This is a genomic window from Prochlorococcus sp. MIT 1011 (genome assembly GCF_047305235.1).
Classification (GTDB): Bacteria; Cyanobacteriota; Cyanobacteriia; order PCC-6307; family Cyanobiaceae; genus Prochlorococcus_B.
Genome location: NZ_CP138983.1, coordinates 1,394,905 through 1,414,752, shown reverse-complemented (window position 1 = coordinate 1,414,752; position 19,848 = coordinate 1,394,905). Strand labels below are relative to the sequence as shown.

24 protein-coding genes and 2 tRNA genes are annotated in these 19,848 nt (G+C 35.8%); 8 read left to right on the top strand and 18 right to left on the bottom strand.

Annotation, left to right across the window (positions count from 1 at the left end; translation table 11 throughout):
- Positions 1 to 113: 113 nt before the first annotated feature.
- On the bottom strand, positions 114 to 866 hold the full coding sequence (gene fabG / locus SIB75_RS08465; protein WP_413682830.1) for a 3-oxoacyl-[acyl-carrier-protein] reductase: 753 nt from the start codon (positions 864 to 866) through the stop codon (positions 114 to 116).
- A gap of 159 nt (positions 867 to 1,025) precedes the next feature.
- Between fabG and ispD the strand changes: the two genes are divergently transcribed.
- Positions 1,026 to 1,703: a 2-C-methyl-D-erythritol 4-phosphate cytidylyltransferase gene (gene ispD, locus SIB75_RS08460; protein WP_413682829.1), complete on the top strand. Its 678-nt coding sequence runs from the start codon at positions 1,026 to 1,028 to the stop codon at positions 1,701 to 1,703.
- Here ispD and SIB75_RS08455 read toward each other — a convergent pair.
- Both SIB75_RS08455 and SIB75_RS08450 read right to left on the bottom strand, forming a co-directional pair.
- A complete protein-coding gene (locus tag SIB75_RS08455) occupies positions 1,687 to 2,562 on the bottom strand; it encodes a S66 peptidase family protein (RefSeq protein WP_413682828.1) in 876 nt (291 codons plus the stop codon). The genes ispD and SIB75_RS08455 overlap by 17 nt on opposite strands.
- Before the next feature lie 25 nt (positions 2,563 to 2,587).
- Positions 2,588 to 3,454 carry a 4-hydroxybenzoate polyprenyltransferase gene (locus SIB75_RS08450; protein ID WP_413682827.1) on the bottom strand — a complete coding sequence of 289 codons (867 nt, stop codon included), beginning with the start codon at positions 3,452 to 3,454 and terminating at the stop codon, positions 2,588 to 2,590.
- 109 nt (positions 3,455 to 3,563) lie between these two features.
- Here SIB75_RS08450 and SIB75_RS08445 point away from each other — a divergent pair, with 109 nt between their 5' ends.
- Positions 3,564 to 5,198, top strand: coding sequence for a Ppx/GppA phosphatase family protein (locus SIB75_RS08445; protein ID WP_413682826.1), 1,635 nt, complete (start codon positions 3,564 to 3,566; stop codon positions 5,196 to 5,198).
- On the opposite strand, the gene SIB75_RS08440 is transcribed toward SIB75_RS08445, so the two are convergent.
- From SIB75_RS08440 to petC, 5 genes are all read right to left on the bottom strand, one after another.
- Entirely contained in the window at positions 5,195 to 5,692 is a 498-nt protein-coding gene (locus SIB75_RS08440; RefSeq protein WP_413682825.1) for a helix-turn-helix domain-containing protein, read from the bottom strand. The two genes, SIB75_RS08445 and SIB75_RS08440, sit on opposite strands and share 4 nt — an antisense overlap.
- A 119-nt stretch (positions 5,693 to 5,811) precedes the next feature.
- Positions 5,812 to 6,564, bottom strand: coding sequence for a precorrin-4 C(11)-methyltransferase (gene cobM, locus SIB75_RS08435; protein WP_413682824.1), 753 nt, complete (start codon positions 6,562 to 6,564; stop codon positions 5,812 to 5,814).
- Positions 6,561 to 7,472, bottom strand: a complete 912-nt coding sequence (gene lgt, locus SIB75_RS08430) for a prolipoprotein diacylglyceryl transferase (protein ID WP_413682823.1) — start codon at positions 7,470 to 7,472, stop codon at positions 6,561 to 6,563. Before lgt ends, cobM begins: the two co-directional genes overlap by 4 nt.
- A gap of 13 nt (positions 7,473 to 7,485) precedes the next feature.
- The gene (gene petA / locus SIB75_RS08425) at positions 7,486 to 8,451 is read right to left on the bottom strand and encodes a cytochrome f (protein WP_413682822.1); all 966 of its coding nucleotides are present in this window, start codon (positions 8,449 to 8,451) and stop codon (positions 7,486 to 7,488) included.
- A 7-nt stretch (positions 8,452 to 8,458) separates the two neighbouring features.
- Complete coding sequence (petC, locus tag SIB75_RS08420) at positions 8,459 to 8,995, bottom strand: cytochrome b6-f complex iron-sulfur subunit (protein ID WP_413682821.1); 537 nt, start codon at positions 8,993 to 8,995, stop codon at positions 8,459 to 8,461.
- An 83-nt stretch (positions 8,996 to 9,078) separates the two neighbouring features.
- Here petC and SIB75_RS08415 point away from each other — a divergent pair, with 83 nt between their 5' ends.
- The gene (locus SIB75_RS08415) at positions 9,079 to 9,441 is read left to right on the top strand and encodes a DUF3067 family protein (protein WP_413682820.1); all 363 of its coding nucleotides are present in this window, start codon (positions 9,079 to 9,081) and stop codon (positions 9,439 to 9,441) included.
- Here the strand turns inward: SIB75_RS08415 and tatC are convergent.
- From tatC to SIB75_RS08400, 3 genes are all read right to left on the bottom strand, one after another.
- Entirely contained in the window at positions 9,407 to 10,126 is a 720-nt protein-coding gene (tatC, locus tag SIB75_RS08410) for a twin-arginine translocase subunit TatC (RefSeq protein WP_413682819.1), read from the bottom strand. The genes SIB75_RS08415 and tatC overlap by 35 nt on opposite strands.
- 227 nt (positions 10,127 to 10,353) lie before the next feature.
- Positions 10,354 to 10,605, bottom strand: a complete 252-nt coding sequence (locus SIB75_RS08405) for a hypothetical protein (RefSeq protein WP_332299685.1) — start codon at positions 10,603 to 10,605, stop codon at positions 10,354 to 10,356.
- Positions 10,606 to 10,646: 41 nt separating this feature from the next.
- Positions 10,647 to 12,350, bottom strand: coding sequence for an NFACT family protein (locus SIB75_RS08400; protein WP_413682818.1), 1,704 nt, complete (start codon positions 12,348 to 12,350; stop codon positions 10,647 to 10,649).
- Between the two features lie 68 nt (positions 12,351 to 12,418).
- On the opposite strand from SIB75_RS08400, the gene gmk reads away from it, so the two are divergent.
- Positions 12,419 to 12,985 carry a guanylate kinase gene (gmk, locus tag SIB75_RS08395; protein WP_413682817.1) on the top strand — a complete coding sequence of 189 codons (567 nt, stop codon included), beginning with the start codon at positions 12,419 to 12,421 and terminating at the stop codon, positions 12,983 to 12,985.
- Between the two features lie 16 nt (positions 12,986 to 13,001).
- On the opposite strand, the gene psaJ is transcribed toward gmk, so the two are convergent.
- Together psaJ and SIB75_RS08385 are read right to left on the bottom strand one after the other, a co-directional pair.
- On the bottom strand, positions 13,002 to 13,139 hold the full coding sequence (psaJ, locus tag SIB75_RS08390) for a photosystem I reaction center subunit IX (RefSeq protein WP_269604761.1): 138 nt from the start codon (positions 13,137 to 13,139) through the stop codon (positions 13,002 to 13,004).
- Between the two features lie 44 nt (positions 13,140 to 13,183).
- A complete protein-coding gene (locus SIB75_RS08385; protein WP_038651557.1) occupies positions 13,184 to 13,741 on the bottom strand; it encodes a photosystem I reaction center subunit III in 558 nt (185 codons plus the stop codon).
- A 73-nt stretch (positions 13,742 to 13,814) separates the two neighbouring features.
- Here SIB75_RS08385 and tsaD point away from each other — a divergent pair, with 73 nt between their 5' ends.
- From tsaD to SIB75_RS08365, 4 genes are all read left to right on the top strand, one after another.
- On the top strand, positions 13,815 to 14,885 hold the full coding sequence (tsaD, locus tag SIB75_RS08380; protein WP_413682816.1) for a tRNA (adenosine(37)-N6)-threonylcarbamoyltransferase complex transferase subunit TsaD: 1,071 nt from the start codon (positions 13,815 to 13,817) through the stop codon (positions 14,883 to 14,885).
- A gap of 25 nt (positions 14,886 to 14,910) precedes the next feature.
- Positions 14,911 to 15,093 (top strand): high light inducible protein, encoded by a 183-nt coding sequence (locus SIB75_RS08375; protein WP_413682815.1) that lies wholly within the window; start codon positions 14,911 to 14,913, stop codon positions 15,091 to 15,093.
- A gap of 90 nt (positions 15,094 to 15,183) precedes the next feature.
- Positions 15,184 to 15,657, top strand: a complete 474-nt coding sequence (locus tag SIB75_RS08370; protein WP_413682814.1) for a DUF1643 domain-containing protein — start codon at positions 15,184 to 15,186, stop codon at positions 15,655 to 15,657.
- A gap of 170 nt (positions 15,658 to 15,827) precedes the next feature.
- Positions 15,828 to 17,072 (top strand): cation:proton antiporter, encoded by a 1,245-nt coding sequence (locus SIB75_RS08365; RefSeq protein ID WP_413682813.1) that lies wholly within the window; start codon positions 15,828 to 15,830, stop codon positions 17,070 to 17,072.
- On the opposite strand, the gene gltX is transcribed toward SIB75_RS08365, so the two are convergent.
- From gltX to rplS, 5 genes are all read right to left on the bottom strand, one after another.
- Entirely contained in the window at positions 17,028 to 18,458 is a 1,431-nt protein-coding gene (gene gltX / locus SIB75_RS08360; protein ID WP_413682812.1) for a glutamate--tRNA ligase, read from the bottom strand. The two genes, SIB75_RS08365 and gltX, sit on opposite strands and share 45 nt — an antisense overlap.
- Before the next feature lie 21 nt (positions 18,459 to 18,479).
- Positions 18,480 to 18,553 (bottom strand) — tRNA-Asp (locus SIB75_RS08355).
- Between the two features lie 202 nt (positions 18,554 to 18,755).
- Positions 18,756 to 18,944: a hyperconserved protein Hcp gene (locus tag SIB75_RS08350; RefSeq protein ID WP_006043540.1), complete on the bottom strand. Its 189-nt coding sequence runs from the start codon at positions 18,942 to 18,944 to the stop codon at positions 18,756 to 18,758.
- A gap of 35 nt (positions 18,945 to 18,979) precedes the next feature.
- A tRNA-Trp gene (locus SIB75_RS08345) sits at positions 18,980 to 19,052 on the bottom strand.
- 60 nt (positions 19,053 to 19,112) lie between these two features.
- A complete protein-coding gene (gene rplS, locus SIB75_RS08340; RefSeq protein WP_413682811.1) occupies positions 19,113 to 19,601 on the bottom strand; it encodes a 50S ribosomal protein L19 in 489 nt (162 codons plus the stop codon).
- Positions 19,602 to 19,848 lie beyond the last annotated feature (247 nt).

The window sequence follows — 19,848 nt, the reverse complement described above, 5'->3', positions numbered from 1 at the left end:
AACTCCTTTATAAAATAGGAATCATTTTCCCCCCACCAAAATCATCATCATCATCATTATCATTTAAAAATCTCTATTTCCAATATCCTCTATAAAGTTAGCGAGTACGACGGTTAACTCATAACCATTCCACCATCAACTTGAATCGTCTGACCGGTTATGTAAGCAGCTGAAGGATCCGCTGCTAAAAATTTCACTGCTCCTGCAACATCCTCAGGGTTACCGAAGCGCCCAAGCGGAATCGCAGAAAGGATTGATTCACTGTTCAAATCTTTTGTCATATCAGTTGATATAAAACCTGGAGCAACTGCATTTACAGTAATTCCTCTGCTTGCAAATTCTTTTGCAGCACTTTGTGTAAAACCAACTACTCCTGCCTTGGCTGCAGCATAATTTGCTTGCCCTGGGTTGCCCATCAACCCAACCACAGAAGTTATATTGATAATTCTTCCTTTTTTTTGCTTCAACATTTGCCTAGAGACTGCTCTTGTACAATAAAAAACACCACTCAAATTAAGGTCTAAAACTTTCTGCCAATCGTTAGTTTTCATTCTCATTAAAAGTCCATCTTTAGTTATCCCTGCGTTATTTACCAGGACATCAATTTGATTGTTTTTATCCAATACTGTTTTTATTAATTCATTTACCGAGTTTTCATCAGAAATATCTGCTTGAAGAGCGTATGCCTTACCTCCCAAAGAGTTTATTTCTGATACCACTTTATTTGCATTCTCAAAAGATGAAGAATAATTGATGATTACTTCAGCTCCTTCCTTTGCTAAAAAAATTGCAATTGCCTTCCCAATACCCCTGCTGGCTCCAGTTACAATTGCAGTCTGACCTTCAAGTAATTTTGATAATGTCATAATTTTATGGTTTTAGAATCGTTAGAGTCGAATACTTATTTCATTTAACTTACTATTGTGCTACTTGCTTTTTGGAAACACTTTAAGCTCAGAAGGTAAAAATAGTTATTTTTACTGGTTGAATATGTTTAACGAATAATCAAAGGAGAGGGATTAGTTGTGCATTTGTTAATCGCTGCCGCAGGAAGTGGAAGTCGAATGGGTGCTGATAAAAACAAACTCCTTTTGAAAGTTGCAGGTAAGACGGTTTTAGAGTGGACTTTGAAAGCAGCTTTCGACTCTAAGACAATTACTTGGATTGGAATTATTGGACAACCGAAAGACAAAAATTCTATATGTTCAATTTTTGATGACACAGTGAATTCAGTTCAATGGATTAATGGGGGATCAACAAGACAACAGTCAGTTCAGCTTGGATTAGCTGCCCTTCCAATGGATGCCGAGTCTGTGCTGATTCATGATGGAGCGAGATGCTTGGTGAAATCATTCGTTTTTGATGAAATCTCAAAGATTGTTTCCAAGGGGCAAGCTGTTATTGCAGCATCTCAAGTAACAGACACCATTAAAAAGGTCGATAACTATGGTGAGATTATTGAGAGTCCTCCGCGTTCAGATCTATGGTCTGCCCAGACACCTCAGGGTTTTCCCGTGAACAAACTGAAGCATGCTCATAGTGAAGCAATCGCTAAAGGATGGAATGTAACTGATGATGCATCCTTGTTTGAACGCTTGGGATTGCCAGTAAAGATTTATGATGCTGGGCCTTCAAATATTAAAGTGACAACCCCATTTGATCTAGTAATTGCAGAGTCTTTATTGTCTAATTTAAAAGGCTGAGACTTCCCATGTCGCCATTCAATATGGCTTGACTACCTAGTGGAAGTGATGCATTCCCACAACAGTGTCCAATGGGCAAATTTGAAACAATTGGAATTTTAAGGTCTTGTGTTCGATCTTTGAAAATATCTAGAAGCTTAAACGTCTTTGATGCGTCGACGTCCTTCTCATTATCACAGTGTATGAACGAGCCAAAACCTAAGCCAGATAGCTGTTGTAGAACTCCCGCCAACCTTAAGTGAGTTAGCATTCTGTCAATTCTGTAGGGAGCCTCTCCAATATCTTCGATGATTAGAATTGATTCTTTAAAACTTGGTAGATGTTGAGTCCCAATTAAGTGAGTCAGTACGGTGAGGTTGCCAACTATTAGATGCCCCTTTGATATCCCGCCTCCTAATGGGTCTCCATAAATATCCGGTACAGAATTGCCAAACAAAATTGATTTAAGCCTGTTTTTACTCCATTCTGGCTCGGCCCCCAACGTTGTGATAAGTGGACCATGAACACCTCCTTGAAATCCACCTGCGAGCCGTGCAAGAAGTATGGAAGTTAAATCAGAAAAGCCAATCATCCAGCCTTCTTTCCATGGTTGCTTTTTTTCAAGCAATCTCGCTGATCCCCACCCACCTCTAGCAAAAGCTAAAAGAGGATAATAGTTCTTTGAGTGTAAGTTATTAAATCTAACTTCATCATTACCTGCTAAATACCCCCAAGACCTATCTACTTCATCGAAATCGTTGCATATTAAACCCCAGTCCTGAAGGACTTTTATCCCGGATTGTAGATCTTCTTTTTTATTTATTGGCGAACTTGCGGCAACTATTTGGAAAAGATCGCCTTTTTTAAGCGGGTAAGTCATTTAGGAGCTTTGCTAAAGAGCTTGCTTAAATAAGCCTGCTTAACACCATCCCAAGAAGTAAAAAACTGCCAATTCGAACTTGATTTCTGAAATGCGAACCTGAAGTCTTAATCCCTTTTGGTTTTGAATTTAATAAGATTACTTCTCTTTGCATTGCTAAAGTTGATATCAGCCAAAAAGGCCAAAACGTTAATCCTAAATTTGCTTTGAAAGCAGCAAGAGCTAAGAGAAAACAGGTTAAAAAGTAGCAAAAAGAAACTGTTTTTATTGATTTTTTACCAAGACTGATAGCACTGCTGTTTAGACCAATTACTTTGTCATCAATCTCATCGGCCATTGCATAAACAGTATCAAAGCCAAAAGTCCAAAATATTGTTGCAAGCCAGCAAAACAACAATGTTACTCCTCCTGCCAATGAAGATTCGCTTGCGGCCCAGGGAATTAGAACTGAAAATCCCCAGCAAATAGAAAGAATAAGTTGAGGAAATTTAAACCATCTTTTTGCTGATGGATACAGAAGAATAAAAGGCAATGAAAATGTTGCAAGTTGAAGGCATAAATTTCTACTTTCTGTCGGGATAGAAAGAACTATGATAAGACTAAGAAATAACATTAAAATTAGTAGTATCCATGCAGCCTTAAGAGATACCTTGCTATTAGCCAATGGTCTTTCTTTTGTTCTTGTTACCTTCTTGTCAAACTGTTGGTCCCAAATATCATTAGCAATACATCCTGCACCACTTACAAATATTCCACCTGAAATTATTAATAGCAAAATAAATACAGATGGTGGGGCTGAGGGGGCGAACCAAAGAGACCAGCAAGCGGGTATTAGAAGTATCAATCTTCCGCTGGGTTTATTCCACCTAAGAAGTTGAAAATAATATCTCATTTTTTTTGTAAAAAGATTACTCAAGAAAATTCAAATTGCTAATCATTTATAAGGTCTTCTCAATGGGGTGCTGAGAGTGTCAGAGTATTGAGGTTAAACCTACACGTGTATGTTAGGTGACTCAATAAATAATTCCTCTCAAAGGAATTCTATTGAATTGGATCTTGGGGAAAATCAAGATACTGAATTATGCCGTATAGCAACAATTGATATTGGCACTAACTCAACTCATCTCTTAATTGCAAAGGTTGAGCCAAAATTAAATACTTTTAGTATTGAACTCGCTGAAAAATCAACAACACGACTTGGAGAGAGAGATCCTGATACTGGAGAACTTACATCCCTTGCTATGAATAGGGCTTTTGCAACATTAAAGAGGTTTAAGGATTTATCAGAAAGCTATAAAGTTGATAGCCTTATTATTGCTGCTACAAGTGCTGTTAGAGAAGCACCAAATGGGAAAATCTTTATATCTGAAATAAAAAAGAAGATAGGCTTAGATGTTGAATTAATAAGCGGAGCAGAAGAAGCAAGATTGATATATCTAGGTGTACTTTCAGGCATGCAATTTGGGAATAAACCCCATCTGGTTCTTGATATTGGAGGAGGTTCGACAGAATTAATCCTTGCTGATGGTTCTGAGGCACGAGCATTAACAAGTACAAAGATTGGAGCAGTAAGATTACAAAGAGAATTTATTAAAAAAGATCCTATATCCTGTCAGACTGAATTGTTTTTAAGGTCATTTATTAGAGGCTCTATGGAGTCTGCAATTGATAAAATATCAAAGAGGATTGAAGTAGGTGAAAAGCCAGTCTTAGTAGCAACGAGTGGAACTGCAATGGCTATTGGGGCATTAATCTCTAATAAAGAAAATCATATTCAGTCAAAATTGCAAGGATATAAAATCCCAAAAAATAATTTAGATATTATTGTTAGTCAATTAATAAAAATGACACCTTCTGAAAGGAGTCAGTTATCCTCATTAAGTGAAAGAAGATCAGAGATTATTGTCCCGGGGTCTTTGATTTTGCAAACTATAATGACTATGGTTAATGTTAATGAAATTGTTTTAAGTGAAAGAGCTCTTCGTGAAGGTTTGGTAGTTGATTGGATGTGTCGTAATAATTATTTAAAAGATCAGTTGAGCTTTCAAGGTTCAATAAGAGAAAGAACGGTCATACATCAATCGCGAAGATTTGGTGTTAACTCAAAACGATCAAAAAAAGTTTCAGAATTTGCTCTTGCTTTTTATGATAAGACCCAAGGAGTTTTGCATAATGATAAGGGTGAGGGTAGAGATCTTTTGTGGGCAGCAGCCAATCTTCACTCCTGTGGTAAACATATAAACATAGGTTCCTATCACAAGCATTCGTGGTATTTAATCAGGCATGGTGAGCTCTTAGGCTACTCCCAAGCTGAACATTTAATGGTCGCTGCTATTGCTAGGTATCACAGGAAAAGTTTTCCTAAAAAAAGACATGAATCTTGGCAATCTTTGATAGATGAAAGTCAAAGAAACCTGGTAAGTGAGATGTCTTTACTTCTTCGTCTTTCATGTGCTTTGGATAGAAGACCAGAACCTTTGATATCAAAGATAGTTATTGAAGCTAATAATAAAAAAGTTAATATAGAACTTATTCCTAATGATTTAGGTCGAAATTTAGATCTTGAGAAATGGAGTTTAAATAAGGCACTTTTACTAATTAAGAAAATTAAAGATGTTGATATAAATATACTTTAAAAATATAGTTTTGTTTCTAATAAAAATATATTACTTTGCTGGGGATTGAACGAATCATTTTGAAGATTTTGAATATATTTTAATGCAATAATTGAAGTAAACAAACCCAGGAAGCCAGATAAAATAACCATGAAAAATGGTTTTAAATGTCTTTTTTCTTTTGTATTTTTCTTTTTAATTAATGAGGTAGTTTGCGGTACATTTTTTTTCTTCTCATTAAGTTCATCAAGAATAAAACTTGTATCCAAGTTTAATTTCTCAGCTATTCGTCGAACCATTGCTCTAATAAAAACTTTCTCAGGAAGTGATTGCTCATTTCCTTCTTCCAGTGCGACCAATTGTTCTTTTCCAATTCTAAGTGATGAGGATAAATCCTCTATTGAAAGATTTCTGCCTTGCCTGGCTTCCCTTAGGAATTCACCAACTTTTTGTAAGGGTGATTTTTTATCTGCGATATAGGAATTATCGCTTTTGATGCCTTCACTTTGTTCCAATTAAAAAACTTTTGGTTATTAAGTTTATTCTAAAGGGTTTGTAAAGTCGTTTATCTCGAAAAAAACAATTTATATCTGTCTTTGAGTAATTTTAAAATAGTTTTCTTAATTATTTCACTTTAGATAGGTCTAAACAAATGAGAATGTGTTGGACTATAAAGCTTTGATCTTTTATATCCCACCTTTAATGTTGGACTTATTATATATAAGGTTGTTCTAATTAATTTTTTTTCTTTAGTGGTTTTTGCCATTTCGGTTAAAGGTATTACTTTTATCCATTCGTCTGGCCAAGTTACCCTATAAGCAATAGCTACAGGAGTATTCGCGGGATAATACTTTATAAGTATGGATTGAACTTCTTCTACATATCTTGCACTTAGGTAAAGACATAAAGAAGACTGAATAGATGCGAGTTTTTTAAGACTTTCCTTCTCTGGTTTCCCTGTCCTGCCATCAGCTCTGCTAAGTATTATTGTTTGGGTTAAATCTGGAATTGTTAGTTCGAATCCTAAAGTTGCTGCTGTTGCTTGATAGGCACTTACTCCAGGTATTACCTCTACTTCAATTCCTTCATCATTTAATCTACATATTTGTTCTGATATTGCTCCGTACAAGCAAGGATCACCATCATGGAGACGAACAATTTTTTTACCTTCCTTATGCTTTTTAATCAAGATCAAAAGTATCTCTTCTAGAGTTAATGAACTTGTCTTTATCTTTTCACAATCATCTTTAACAAGTTTTGTTATTTGTATAGGTATTAGAGAGTCTGTCCAAACAAGAACATCAGCTGTTTTTAGTCTTTGTTGAGCTCTTATAGTTAGTAAGTCTAAAGCTCCTGGGCCTGCTCCTACAATTGAAATCGGATTCATTGATTCCTCCCATTCATTAAGGAAGGATCAGGGAGTGCTTTTTTAGAAATATAAATTCTCCATAGTCCTAATAAACCTGCACTAATTAAAAATAAGCTAATGAATTGTGCGATTCTTAGCCCTCCCTCACAGAAAGGTGGAACCCCTCCCAAGCAGAGAGGATCAGTTCTTAAGGCTTCTATCCATAACCTGCCTAAGCTGTAACTGATTAAATATAAGCAACTTAAGCTACCAGAAGGTAGTGTAAGTTCTTTTTTATTTGCCTTTCTAAAAAGAAAAATCAGTATGCCAAAAACAAAAATATTCCATACTGATTCATAAAGAAAAGTAGGGTGAAAATAATCTTGCGTTAAGAAAATTTCTGGCCTAAATCTATAAGGTATAAATAATTTCCAGGGTAAATTTGTAGGTATCCCAAAAGCCTCATTATTAAAAAAGTTTCCCCATCTACCTATTGCTTGGCCTAATGCCACTGATGGGACCAAAACATCTATAACATCCCAAAAAGGTTCTTTTCTCCATCGGCAAAAAAATATAATGGATATTGTACCCATAATCAGTGCTCCATGAATTGCAATTCCTCCTCCCCAAATTTCTATTGCACTGGGAATAGGAATATTTAAGTTCAGGAAATTAATAGAACTCCAGAAGTTTTTGCCAGTGTAATTTCTCCATTCAAATGCAACATAATAAATTCTTGCACCAATTACAGATGCAAAAACTAAAATAGGAAGTAAATCGTTAATAAGGCTTTTTTTTAATCCTTTTTTTGAGGCCAAATCACCTGATAAGTTAAGACCTACTAAAACTGAAATAGCTATTAGCAATCCATACCACCTTAATGAAAAGGGCCCCAGTTGAAACAACTCAGGCCCAGGTGATCTAAGCGCTAAAAAAATATGTTCCATCAACTATTTGAAATTATATTCCTTCAGCTGCTTGAACCTTTTCAACTTGTTTCTTTTTGAGAACCAGCATTATTTGTGACAAACCAACACCTATAAAGAAAATTATCATTCCAATAACTCTTGCTTTGCTTTGTAAAACTATTTCTTTATCAAGCTGACCAAATCCTCCAACATTAGGATCTTCCGTAAATTTCCCACCTTTCTCAATAGTGTCACCTTCTTTTACTAATAATGAAGTCCCTGCTGGAATATTTTCTTCAAAACTTTCTCCTTCTTCATTCCTTAGATTAATAATTTGTGTTCCATCTTCATTAGTTTCGATTGAGGTTATTGTTCCCGAATTGGTTGCTGTAAACAAATTGTTATTACTCTTGTCACCAGTTGGATAAACTTGACCTCTCCCTCTATTTCCTCCTACGTGAATTGAATATTTTCCAAAGTTATAATTTTTATCTTTTCTGGGATCAGGCGAGAGTACAGGGAAGACAATCTCTCTATTTTGATCACCAGGTAAAGGGCCTACTAAAATAATATTTTCTTGTTCCTCGCTGTATTGAGTGAAGTAAACACCTTGTGTCTCCTCTTTTATTTCATCAGTCCATCTTTCTTGAGGAGCAAGTTTAAATCCATCTGGAAGCATTACAACAGCTCCAACTTGAAGAGGAACTTTACTTCCATCTGCTCCAATTTCTTGCAGATCATTTTTATAAGGTATTTCTACGACTGTTTTGAAAACACTATCAGCAGCAACTGCCTGAGGTACTTCAGCTCTTGTTGGCATACTCGCTACGTGACAATTGGCACAAACAATTTTGCCAGTTGCCTCTCTAGGATTTTCGAATTTTTGTTGAGCCCAAAATGGGTATGCCCAACTTGGTTGAGGTATTAAAAATATTAAAAATCCAAGAACAAATGAAAAGAAACAAAGTTTTAATGAACGACTCATGGTTTTAGAAATGGTATTGAAGTTTTTGTTCATTTATTTATCAACCCCACCAAGGATCAGTACCAGTTCGAAAATCAGTTTCTGTCCACTGACTTACTAAAACTTGATCATCCTCGACTGAGACATGAGCTATGGCTAGTGATAAAGGGGCTGGACCTCTTACGACTTTCCCCGTCGAATCGTATTGACTTCCATGACATGGACACATGTATTTATTAGCTCCACTATTCCATGGAACTACACAACCAAGGTGAGTACAAATTGCATTAATTCCATAGCTGGTAATTGCATCCTCACCTTCGACTATTAGGTAAGTAGGATCTCCTTTAAGCCCTTGAACCAAGCTTCTATCTCCAACTGGATGAGTTGATAGCCAACCACTCGCAGTAACAACATTGCCTAGCTCATCCTTTGCATTTGATCCACCACCACCACCACCAGCCCTGTATGGAGTGAAGTATTGGGCTACTGGATAAAGAGCCCCTAAAGCAACTCCTGTAACTGTTCCAAAGGTAAGCAGATTCATGAACTGCCTTCTACCCATTGAAGGCACATCTGCAGTTGTCATTTGTGTCATTACAGACGTTCACCTATATACAGATATTAGACCAGAATGGACACATAAAGGGTTATTAATCTCTGCTAAGACTAGGTTTTGAAATGAGTTTTGAATTTAATTCGTCAAATTCTGGTGATTTCTCTGCTTCAATTCCATTGGAAGTAGAAGAAGTCATGGAGTGCTTAAGAAGGCGCTGGGGAGTAACATATGATTTGCGATTGTTAATAAAAAGAGACCGAATTTATTTGCAAATGATGTGGGGATTTATGGAACAACAGTCTTTCCCTATGGATGAGGAGACCTTTCGAGACCATTTAAATCGAACCTTAGAAATTATTAACCGAGGTGGTCAATCAGATTTTGTTAGAAATTGGTTGGAAAACGTTCAGGGTAAACCAAGACTAGGAAGAGCAATCACATTACCTTTGCCTATGGATCAAAGGATGGACGAATTTGTCCTTTGAGATTTGTTGTTAAGGCGACTAACCCAATTCCAACAAAAAATAAAAAAGTTATCGATGTTGATAGAAGAAGCATAGTTATAGGATCAGTAGATGGGGTTAAAACAGCTCCTGCAACTGCTGATGCCATAACTACTAATCTCCATGCTGACAACATTTTTTCCCAAGAAATAATTTCTAAGAAACCTAAAATCAATTGCAAAATTGGTAACTGGAAGGCTAAACCAGTTGAGAGCATAAGCAGAAGTACGAAATCTAAATATTTTTCTATTGACCAAAGTGGTTCAACAACATCGGCGCCATAACTTATTAGGAATCCCAAGGCGGCTGGTATCAAAGCCTTCCATGCAAAGAAAATTCCTAAGAAAAATAAAATTGCTGAACCTGCTACTGATGGTGCGATCAAAAGCTTCTCTTTTTTAGTTAGGCCTGGAAGTATGAACTTTAAAAATTGGTAAAGTATAAAAGGGAGAGAAATAGTAAGACCTCCATAGCCTGCAACTTTTATTGAAGTAAATAAAAATTCTCCAGGTGCTACTTGTAAAAATTGTATTTTTCCTGCTGGCATCTCTAAAGCTTGTACAAGTTTTCTAACAAATAACAAGCAAAAACCTGATGATAGAAGAATTGCAATAAGACTCTTAAGGATCCGTTGGCGAAGTTCTTCAAGGTGATCAACAAAAGGCATGTCAAAGGATTGAGATGCTTCAGTTGAGCTAGCTTTTCCCTTTATCCTGATAGGAGGAGGCGCTTTTAAAATATTTTCTTTTTTGTTTGAGCTATTCAGGTCGATTTAGATTGATAATCTTATTGTAGTTTAAAATTTATTTTTACAAGTATGTAAGAAATTTTTATAGCAATTTTAGAAAAATTAAATGGAGAAATTATTTTTATTGGCCAATATTGATAGATTTTTTATTTGTTTTTTGTTGGGTCAGGCAAAATAAAAGGAGGGCAATCATTTAGAGAAGATTCACCATAACTAGCATATTCTTTGTAGCCTCCCATTTTCCCATTGGTTTTCATTAAAGCGCTGGTAAATGCCAATAAAAGGAAAACTGTTGGAGCTCCAATAATTAATGCTGCTCCAAATGCGTAACCAATTAAGAATTCGGGGAAAGAATGATTACCTAGAAACTCATGAGTGCCTAGCAAAAAGTCAATCATTTTTATCTTGTCTAATGAAGCTGATAGTAATTCATTGAAGTTCACTTGTGGTGAAAATATTTCTCTGCTCTTTCTGCTTTACCCCAAAGCACCTTCCCACCTCTATGGCTAACCGTTCCAGGTAAGGCTCCTGATATCCTTTGAAGATTTTCAATTGGAACCATTATTATTGGAACTATTTTATTACCTCTAGCTCTGCTAAAAAAAGAAGCAAGGTCAGCAGCTAATTGAATATCTTTTTCATCCACAGGTCCATTGGATGATTTAAGTACAACGTGGCTACCTGGTGTTTCTTGAGCATGAAACCAAAGATCTCCTTTTTTACCTTTCCTTAGACTTATTAATTCGTTTTGCCTGTTGTTACCTCCTATTTGAATTTTTAAACCGCTAGGACTTTGGATCTCTTTTATATTTGATGAATGTTCCTTCCTTCTATTTGATTTAAACTTGGATGAATGTCTTTTAAGGTAAATATATTCTTCTACTTCTTCTTTAAGTTCAATGATTAAATCTAGTTTGTTTTTATTAGCCTCATTATCCTTATTCATTAATGAATCTAGAAACAACTCACAATATTCAATCTCTGATATTTTCTTCTTATGAAATTCGATTCTTTTTAGAATTGATTCTCTAGATCTTTTTTTTCTTTTAGCTTCTTTGAATAGATTCTGAGCCTCAATTATTTGCTTCTTTGAGGGAGCTTGTAAAGAGAGAAGACTTTTAGCCTTATTTTGCATAGTTATATATTCAGAAATATTTTTAATTAGTAATTTCTGCACATCCAGCTTTCTGATTTCATGATCTTTTGAATTTGCTAGATCTTGTTTCAATTTATCTCTAATAGAATTTATTTTCCTTTCTTCAATTTTATTTGAATAATAGATGCTAAGGCTAAGTCCTATTTTTGTATTTATAGCTTTTGAGTTCCCTTCTCCCCAAACAACAAAATCTGTTGGTCCTTCGAAATTAATAGTGTAATTATTATTCTCAATAGCTAATAGCCACTCTTTCCATCTTTTATATATAGCTTCCCATATTTTTAATTCAATAGTTGTTACTGATTGATTTATTATATTAATTGCATCGTTGTAATTATTACTGGCAACTTGTAATGTTAAAGCAGGACTTATTCCTTGGTAAGTATCTTTAAGGCTATTTTTAAATGTTGATGGAACTAAGCATATATTATCTTTCCATGAATTGAATGATTCAGAGAGTTCAGGTAATAAGCCTTTAAGACTTGGAGGAGATGTATAGATATCTCCAGTTCCTATGGGTCTTAATCTTGATTGACTCTCTTTTATTTGTTTCCCAAGAGTAATTACTTTATTATTGCTGTCTAAAAGTAAAATATTACTGTGCTTACCCATCAATTCGACTATCAATTCTTTCTCTATTTCTTTACCAGGTCTACTAGCAAATTTAAACTTTACTATTCTTTCAAAACCAGTTTGTGTTATTTCTACTAAAGCTAAATTGACTAATAAATGTTTTAGTTGTTTTGCTAATGTACTTTTTTCACCATATCTTTTTGGAGGTGCTATTGATACAATTCTTGGGGAATCAGCAAGCCAACTTAATTCTATCCATGTAAGTTTTTCTAGTGTTCTGAAACCTAATTGCAAAGTATGTGCATCAATTTGCTGTGCATTCTCAAATCGACTTGGAACTATTTCTTGGCTAAGTTCAAATACAACCGCTTTTAGGGTTGTTAAGTCCATTATTTGAATTGGAACTTTGTTCATCTATTATCCTTTTAATTTCATAAATAATTTAATTAACCTTTGGTAGGTAAATTAGATAGGATTTTGCTATGTCAATTTTAGGAAATCTTACTGTTCTTACTGGCCCAAGCGGAGTGGGTAAAGGAACTATTGTTAGGAAAATCCTAGAAAGCCATAGAGATGTATGGCTTTCTATTTCTGCTACTACACGTCAGCCAAGATCTGGAGAAATTGAGGGAGAGCATTATTTTTTCTTAGAAAAGAAAAAATTTCAAGAAATAATTGATAAAGAAGGTTTTCTGGAATGGGCTTCATTCTCTAATAATTTTTATGGAACTCCCAAAAAAGTAGTTAAAGAAAAAATAGAAAAAGGAACTAATGTCCTTCTTGAAATAGAATTAGAGGGTGCTCGACAAATTCGAAAGTCTTTCCCTAATGCATTTCAAATATTTTTAGCACCACCTAATTTATCTGAACTTGAAAAAAGAATTAGAGGTAGAGGGACTGAAAATGAAGAATCTATTAGAGATCGTTTGGCCATAGCAAATAAGGAACTTATTGCGAAAAAAGAGTTTGATGCTGTAGTTATTAATGAAGATATAGAAAAAGCCTTCATGGAAATTGAAGGCTTAATGGGATTAAAAAATAAAAACTAATTAATAGTTAATATCTTTAAAAAGACATTGGGTGGAAAAGTAAGTCTGGAACAAATCTATTAAATTCAACAATAATACTTGCTGTTATAGTGATCCAAATCGCTGCTACGACTGGAGCTGATCTAAACCATTTAGTACGAAATAATTGAAACATGATTGAAAAAATTAAGTGATTTTTTTAAGAAGATAAATAATCTTTTAACCTCTTGGACCATTAAGTGAAACATTATTGTCTTTTTCCCTGAGTTCTCCATTCTTGCCCTCTCTATTGGCTTGAAGAGGCCACGCAGCTCCTCTTTTTAAGCATTGCCATGCTAAATCAGTATCAATAATGATTTCATATTCTGCAGCGTTTTTTTTGCCTCTAACAGCTCTTACATACTCCCTTCCTGACCAACCAATAATACCTGCAATATATATAAACATTACTCCAGGAATAAGTAGATCTCCTTCATGACCTCGGTTAATCCATGCACCCCAAGGCTCAATAGGAGGACCAATTATTAAATGAGGGAGCCCATCATCTCCGCATAAGGCTTTGCTATATCTTTCAAATCTTTTTATGGCCTGATCTGTGGAGGCTGTGCTTGCTCTCTCTTGGAAACGGGGATTATCAGCGCAAGATACCAAAGCAGAAGCAGTGAAATCTGTAGGAGCTCTATCAGCATTTAGTGCTGGGCCTGGCCTTGCATTAGCTATTGGAGCTATTCCTAAGAAAAGAAATGCTGAAAGTAGAATTGATAAAAGACGACTCATGAGTTCTGATTTTTATCTGTTTCCCTGTTTAAATGGGATTTCAATACTAAACTTAATTGATTGCTGGCTATAAATGTCAATAATTTTATCCCTCGAAACAAGTTGTGACGAGTCTGCAGCGGCTTTAGTTTCTGATGAAAAAGGAAAAATTGATCTGATAGGTAATGAAATTGCTTCACAAGTTGAAGAACATGCTAATTGGGGAGGCGTTGTTCCTGAAATTGCTTCAAGAAGACATTTAGAAAACCTTCCATTTTTAATAGAAAAAGTTTTTGCGAAATCAAAACTACAGATAAAAGATATAGATGCAGTAGCCGCAACTGTTACTCCAGGATTAGCCGGTTCACTTTTGGTTGGATCAATTACGGCAAGAACTTTAGCTAATTTGCACCAAATTCCATTTTTAGGAATACATCATTTGGAAGGACATCTTTCATCAATTTACTTATCGGCAAATCACCCTAAACCTCCTTTTTTAGTCTTATTGGTAAGTGGAGGTCATACTGAATTAATAAAAGTAGACTCACAGCATAAGTATCAACGTCTTGGTAGAAGTCATGATGATGCGGCTGGAGAAGCTTTTGACAAAGTCGCAAGATTGATGGGGCTCTCATATCCTGGAGGCCCAGCAATTCAAAAAATAGCTGAAAATGGAGATCCAAAAAAATTCTTATTCCCAAAAGGTAGAGTCTCTAAACCTGGAGGTGGTTTTTATCCATATGACTTTTCTTTTAGTGGTTTGAAAACTGCAGTTTTTCGCCAGATAGAAAAGCTCAAGTCAGAAAACAAAAATTTACCAATAGAGGATATTGCTGCAAGTTTCGAAAACGTAGTGGCAGAGGTTTTAGTTGAGAGGAGCCTGCGTTGTGTCCTGGATCAAGGACTAAATTCTCTTGTCTTGGTCGGAGGGGTTGCAGCAAATAATCGATTAAGGAAAATGATGAGTTCCCAAGCATCTCAAAATTCAATTAAAGTAGCTCTTGCTCCTATGGAATTTTGTACTGATAATGCGGCAATGATTGGGGCGGCAGCTTTGTTAAGATTATCTTTAAGCGATACTCAAAGTTCAATGGAATTAGGCGTTTCAGCTCGATGGCCCTTGGAAAAATCTGATTTGCTTTACGATCTTAATCCTCCTTTTTAATCAATATTTTGAAGCTTTTTTTCTTATGTCTTTAAATCAAGGAAATCAATCAAATAAATCAACGAGGCCTGCAAGTTCAAATGAACTTAATTCTTGGAAAAGAGGGTTCACTCCACAAGCTGAGATATGGAATGGACGCATTGCTATTGCAGGTTTGATTATTGTATTAACTATTCTTTTAGGATCTAATTTGATTTTTTCTAGCTAGAAAAATTGATTGATTTTATACTAAATATCTAGTCTTATTTTATGAGTGTCATTTTGCTTATTTAGTAAATGTGGTTCCTATCGATGGATTTTGAAAAGAGAGTTATTGGTTGGTGAAAAGACGGTAGTTTTTATCGGCTTAAACCCCTCAAATGCTAATTCATTCCAGAACGATAGAACTCTCATAAGGATAGTTAATTTTTGTTCTAGATGGAATTACAAGAATATTTATATAATTAATTTATTTGGATTAATTTCAAAGTCTCCTTTCCAGTTGTCAAAAAGTAAAAATCCAATCGGTGGAAATAATGATCTGATTACTTTAACAACATTACAATTTTGGCGGAAAAATATTAATTGTGATTTGTGGTTAGGCTGGGGTGATAAAGGTCAATTAAATGGACGTGATCTTAAGGTTCTAGAAATAATTAAAAATCTTTCAAATTTCAAGTCAAACGAAAATTATTCTAAACGTATTTTAAGTTTGGGCCTCAGCAAGAAAGGAAACCCTCTTCATCCTCTTTATATGCCTAATGAATCATTCTTAAGACCATTTGGCCAGTAATTTTTAAATTGTTTTGTCAGTTATTTTTTAAATTAGAATATATAAATAATATTTGGATTGAAAGGGTTGCTATTGTAGAAGAATGTCTAAGTAGAATTGGCTTATTAACTTATTTATTTTCTTAGGTAGATTTAATGGATACGCTCTTATGTCTTCATTGCTAGTTATTTATGACTCCTGAGCGGCTGGGCTTGCTCTGGGGGATCACAGTTTTTTCTGGAGCTGGAGCAAGATTATTATCAGTAATAACAGGACTTCCTGGAGTTGTTTTATTGTTGCTTTCTGGCTTGTTGATTGGGAGATCAGGTCTTGGATTGGTTGAACCTTTAGATCTTGGTAAGGGGTTGGAGACAATAGTTGGTTTATTGGTAAGCCTTGTTTTGTTTGATGGTGGTTTAAATCTTCGATTTCCAGCTGGGCCAATTAAGTCTATAGTTTTAAGAATTTCTTCAATTAGATTAATAATTTCATTAGCAGCTGGCTTCCTGGCTGCTCATTGGTTTGCAGGACTTGGTTGGTCCGTTGCTGGAGTTTACAGCGCAATTGTTCTTGCTACCGGACCAACTGTTGTAACTCCATTAGTTCGACAAATTCGACTTGCCTCGCCATTAAGTGATGTCCTTGAGGCTGAAGGTTTGATACTCGAACCTATTGGGGCAGTGCTTGCGCTTTTGTTATTAGAGCTTGTTGTTGGAGATTTGCATGGCTGGAGGGAGCTGCTCTTTGGTTTGCTTTCAAGGCTTGGAGGAGGTGTTTTGATTGGATCAATTGCAGGCCTATTGCTTTCAGAGGGTTTAAAACGCTTACAATCTGAGCCTTATGTCGGGATCAGATTGCAACTAACTCTTGGTGTTATCTTCTTGCTTTATGGAGTGTGCGAATGGTTATTACCTGAATCAGGGTTGCCGGCATCTGTTGCAGCTGGGTTTGTTGTGGGTCAAAGGCCCTCTACACAGGCGAATGAACTTGATAAATTAATTAGAGAATTAGCTCAATTAGCAATAACTATGCTTTTCCCTTTGTTGGCGGCAGATGTCTCATGGGGGGAATTGAGCCCTTTGGGTTGGGGAGGTATAACTTGCGTTCTTTTTTTGATGATAATAGTGAGACCAATTGCCGTATCGATAGCGACTTATGGATTGCCTCTTGATAATAAACAAAGATTGTTTCTTGGTTGGTTGGCACCTCGTGGAATAGTGACAGCAGCTGTTGCTTCTTTATTCTCTATTCGATTAGAGCAGGCAGGTGTTTTAGGAGCTGGAAAACTACAGGGATTAGTTTTTTTGACAATATTAATGACAGTAGGCATACAAGGTTTAACAGCTCAACCGTTAGCAAAAATGTTGGGCTTATTAGACGAAGACAAAGATCTAAATGAAGCGACTAATTCGGGTTCTATCTTTACTGAATCTTGAGAGTAAAACCCAACTTTGAACTAAATCAGGCCCATTAAGAGTTCCAAAAAGTGCAGCTCGAAGGCTTTTCATGACAAGACCTTTTTTCACTGAGCAGCTTTTTGTAGCTTTATTGATTAAATCAAGAGCTTCCTCTTTGCTAGATAATGAAGCATCAAGGCTTTCCAGCTTTTCAAGAACAAATTTTAAAATTATCTTCGCTTCGTCTAGTTCCAATTGTTTCTTTCCGTCATTACTTAATTTGGGTTCTTCGAAAAAAGGTTTAGCTTGATCAACCCCATCATTTATGAGAACCATAGATGGTCCAATTAAATCTACGAGATGAATCCCCCATTCTTGACTGGGAATATTCCATCCATTCTCTTGAAATAAAGGATTTAAATTATTTAATAGAGTTTCAGCTGACATTTCATGTATTACTTGAGAGTTGAGCCAGTTCAATTTGTCCCAATCAAATTTTGCTGATGCTTTATTAACCTTTTTAAAACTGAAAATCTCTGAAATTTCTGAAATTTTGAATCTTTCATTAATGCCCTCTGGTACAGACCAGCCAAGAAGAGTCATGTAGTTTGCCATTGCTTCAGATGTATAACCCATTTTCTTAAAGTCAGAAATTGAAGTAACCCCATCCCTCTTTGAAAGCTTTTTACCTTCAGAATTAAGAATTAAAGGAGTATGAGCGAAAACTGGTATTTTGAGATCGAGAGCTTCGTAAAGAAGAATTTGCTTTGCTGTATTTGCTAGATGATCCTCTCCCCTTATTACATGGGAAATTTTCATTGCTGAATCATCAGCTACAACAACTAAATTATATAAGGGGTCGCCAATTGAATCTGCTGGTGCTCTTCTCGCGATTACCATGTCACCGCCTAAATCTTTTCCACTCCAAGTCATTTCCCCTCTAATTAAGTCATTCCATGAAATTAATTTTTGATCACTGATTTTGAATCTGATAACGGCTTCTTTTCCTGCGTGTATGAATTTTGATTCTTGTTCTGGAGTTAAATTTCTATGTCTATTATCATATTTTGGAGCTAAACCATTTCTCTTTTGAGATTCTCTCATTTCATCTAGCTCCTCTTCTGATGCATAACATCTATATGCAACACCTTTAGCTAGAAGAACTTTGATAATTTTTTTATGTTCTTTTATTCTTTCACGTTGAATAATTGGAGACTCATCCCAGTTTATTCCAAGCCATTGGAGACCTTCGTAGATATTTTTTACATATTCTTCTTTTGATCTTTCAATATCAGTATCTTCTATTCTTAAGAGAAAAGACCCACCTTCTTTTTTTGCAAATAGCCAATTAAAAAGTGCTGTTCTAGCTGTTCCTAGATGTAGTGTTCCTGTTGGACTCGGTGCCAATCTTACCCTAACTGTCAAAGCTCTAATTCGATTGTGATACGGGACCGACGGGATTCGAACCCGCAACTTCCGCCGTGACAGGGCGGTGCTCTAACCAGTTGAACTACGGTCCCATTTTTAGGCTCTAAAAAGGATCCTATCTTTCAAATGAAATCCTTTGCATTAACTCAAAGAGTATCATCCTATAAATGCCTTCTAGTCAACCAACGATTAATATTGTTGACTTTAGAACTATTTTTGGATGATCTTTCATCAAGCAGTCTTCCTATTAAGTGAAAGATGCTAGTGAAATAAAATCAAACAAGTAGATGAATTTTAAGGACGGAAACCAGCAGGCTCTATAAGCCTAACTTGATTTCCACGAGCTGTGAACTCGCGGCCTTGGTCGCTTTGCACTACTACTCGGCCACCTGATTTTACACGAATAACTCGAGCCCTGACCCAGCCTAATGCGGCTGACTCAAGAACTTTTACGACATCGCCAGGTTGAAGATCCAACTCCATTCTTTAAAAAAGTAACTGCAAAAAAGGTTTTCGAACGCGCCGTGGAGGACTTGAACCCCCGACATCAGGTTTTGGAGACCTGCGTTCTACCAACTGAACTAACGGCGCATTTTATATACCCTTTAAGTCATTGTTAACCAATGACCTTTGATTGAGGAGGCCGAAACCTCAGCGGTCGAAGCGCTGCTTTACGCGTGTGGCTTTGCCCACTCGCTCACGCAGATAGAAAAGCTTCGCTCTTCTTACTTTACCTCGGCGTTCAACCTTAATGGATGCAACTTGAGGACTGTGAACCAGAAAAATTCTTTCAACTCCTATCCCTTGAAAAATTCGCCTTACTGTGATTGTTTGATGAATTCCTCCATGACGCTTTGCTATTACAACACCTTCATAGGGCTGGACCCTTTCTTTATTACCTTCACTTATTCGGACTCCAACACGAACAGTATCTCCAACATAGATATCTGGAAGTTTTTTAGTTTGTTGTGCATCTTCAAAAGTTTTTATTATTTCTGCAGGAGAGAGCGTTTTGCTTAAAATTTTCTTTCCTTTAGGTTTTGTTTCAGAAGCATTTTCTAATCCAGAATCTTCTGGAGTACTTGATTCATCTTCAACTTTTACCTCTTCTGATGAGGGTTCTTTAGAATCAACGGACATCACCAATTACTCTTAATTTGGCCGAACTTATATTGTAACCGCTTGTTTCTCAAATTAAAAATTTTTGATGCATCTGAATTTTTTTATCCTTACCAACTCATAACTTTCCCACCTGGCTTTTATTAAGAGTCATAGTTTGCACCTTAAGAAAAAATGAGTTTTTGAGCCTTTTCTCTAATATGGAAATTTTATTAAAGAAAAGAATTTTTTCAATAAAAAAGTCCCTATCCATTTGATAATTTGCATA

What these genes read in the sequence shown, in the direction of transcription:
- fabG (WP_413682830.1), bottom strand. Translation starts at nt 866, where the DNA reads ATGACATTATCAAAATTACTTGAAGGTCAGACTGCAATTGTAACTGGA.
- SIB75_RS08455 (WP_413682828.1), bottom strand. Translation starts at nt 2,562, where the DNA reads ATGACTTACCCGCTTAAAAAAGGCGATCTTTTCCAAATAGTTGCCGCA.
- SIB75_RS08450 (WP_413682827.1), bottom strand. Translation starts at nt 3,454, where the DNA reads ATGAGATATTATTTTCAACTTCTTAGGTGGAATAAACCCAGCGGAAGA.
- SIB75_RS08445 (WP_413682826.1), top strand. Translation starts at nt 3,564, where the DNA reads ATGTTAGGTGACTCAATAAATAATTCCTCTCAAAGGAATTCTATTGAA.
- cobM (WP_413682824.1), bottom strand. Translation starts at nt 6,564, where the DNA reads ATGAATCCGATTTCAATTGTAGGAGCAGGCCCAGGAGCTTTAGACTTA.
- lgt (WP_413682823.1), bottom strand. Translation starts at nt 7,472, where the DNA reads ATGGAACATATTTTTTTAGCGCTTAGATCACCTGGGCCTGAGTTGTTT.
- petA (WP_413682822.1), bottom strand. Translation starts at nt 8,451, where the DNA reads ATGAACAAAAACTTCAATACCATTTCTAAAACCATGAGTCGTTCATTA.
- petC (WP_413682821.1), bottom strand. Translation starts at nt 8,995, where the DNA reads ATGACACAAATGACAACTGCAGATGTGCCTTCAATGGGTAGAAGGCAG.
- SIB75_RS08415 (WP_413682820.1), top strand. Translation starts at nt 9,079, where the DNA reads ATGAGTTTTGAATTTAATTCGTCAAATTCTGGTGATTTCTCTGCTTCA.
- tatC (WP_413682819.1), bottom strand. Translation starts at nt 10,126, where the DNA reads ATGCCTTTTGTTGATCACCTTGAAGAACTTCGCCAACGGATCCTTAAG.
- SIB75_RS08405 (WP_332299685.1), bottom strand. Translation starts at nt 10,605, where the DNA reads ATGATTGACTTTTTGCTAGGCACTCATGAGTTTCTAGGTAATCATTCT.
- SIB75_RS08400 (WP_413682818.1), bottom strand. Translation starts at nt 12,350, where the DNA reads ATGAACAAAGTTCCAATTCAAATAATGGACTTAACAACCCTAAAAGCG.
- gmk (WP_413682817.1), top strand. Translation starts at nt 12,419, where the DNA reads ATGTCAATTTTAGGAAATCTTACTGTTCTTACTGGCCCAAGCGGAGTG.
- psaJ (WP_269604761.1), bottom strand. Translation starts at nt 13,139, where the DNA reads ATGTTTCAATTATTTCGTACTAAATGGTTTAGATCAGCTCCAGTCGTA.
- SIB75_RS08385 (WP_038651557.1), bottom strand. Translation starts at nt 13,741, where the DNA reads ATGAGTCGTCTTTTATCAATTCTACTTTCAGCATTTCTTTTCTTAGGA.
- tsaD (WP_413682816.1), top strand. Translation starts at nt 13,815, where the DNA reads ATGTCAATAATTTTATCCCTCGAAACAAGTTGTGACGAGTCTGCAGCG.
- SIB75_RS08375 (WP_413682815.1), top strand. Translation starts at nt 14,911, where the DNA reads ATGTCTTTAAATCAAGGAAATCAATCAAATAAATCAACGAGGCCTGCA.
- SIB75_RS08365 (WP_413682813.1), top strand. Translation starts at nt 15,828, where the DNA reads ATGACTCCTGAGCGGCTGGGCTTGCTCTGGGGGATCACAGTTTTTTCT.
- SIB75_RS08350 (WP_006043540.1), bottom strand. Translation starts at nt 18,944, where the DNA reads ATGGAGTTGGATCTTCAACCTGGCGATGTCGTAAAAGTTCTTGAGTCA.
- rplS (WP_413682811.1), bottom strand. Translation starts at nt 19,601, where the DNA reads ATGTCCGTTGATTCTAAAGAACCCTCATCAGAAGAGGTAAAAGTTGAA.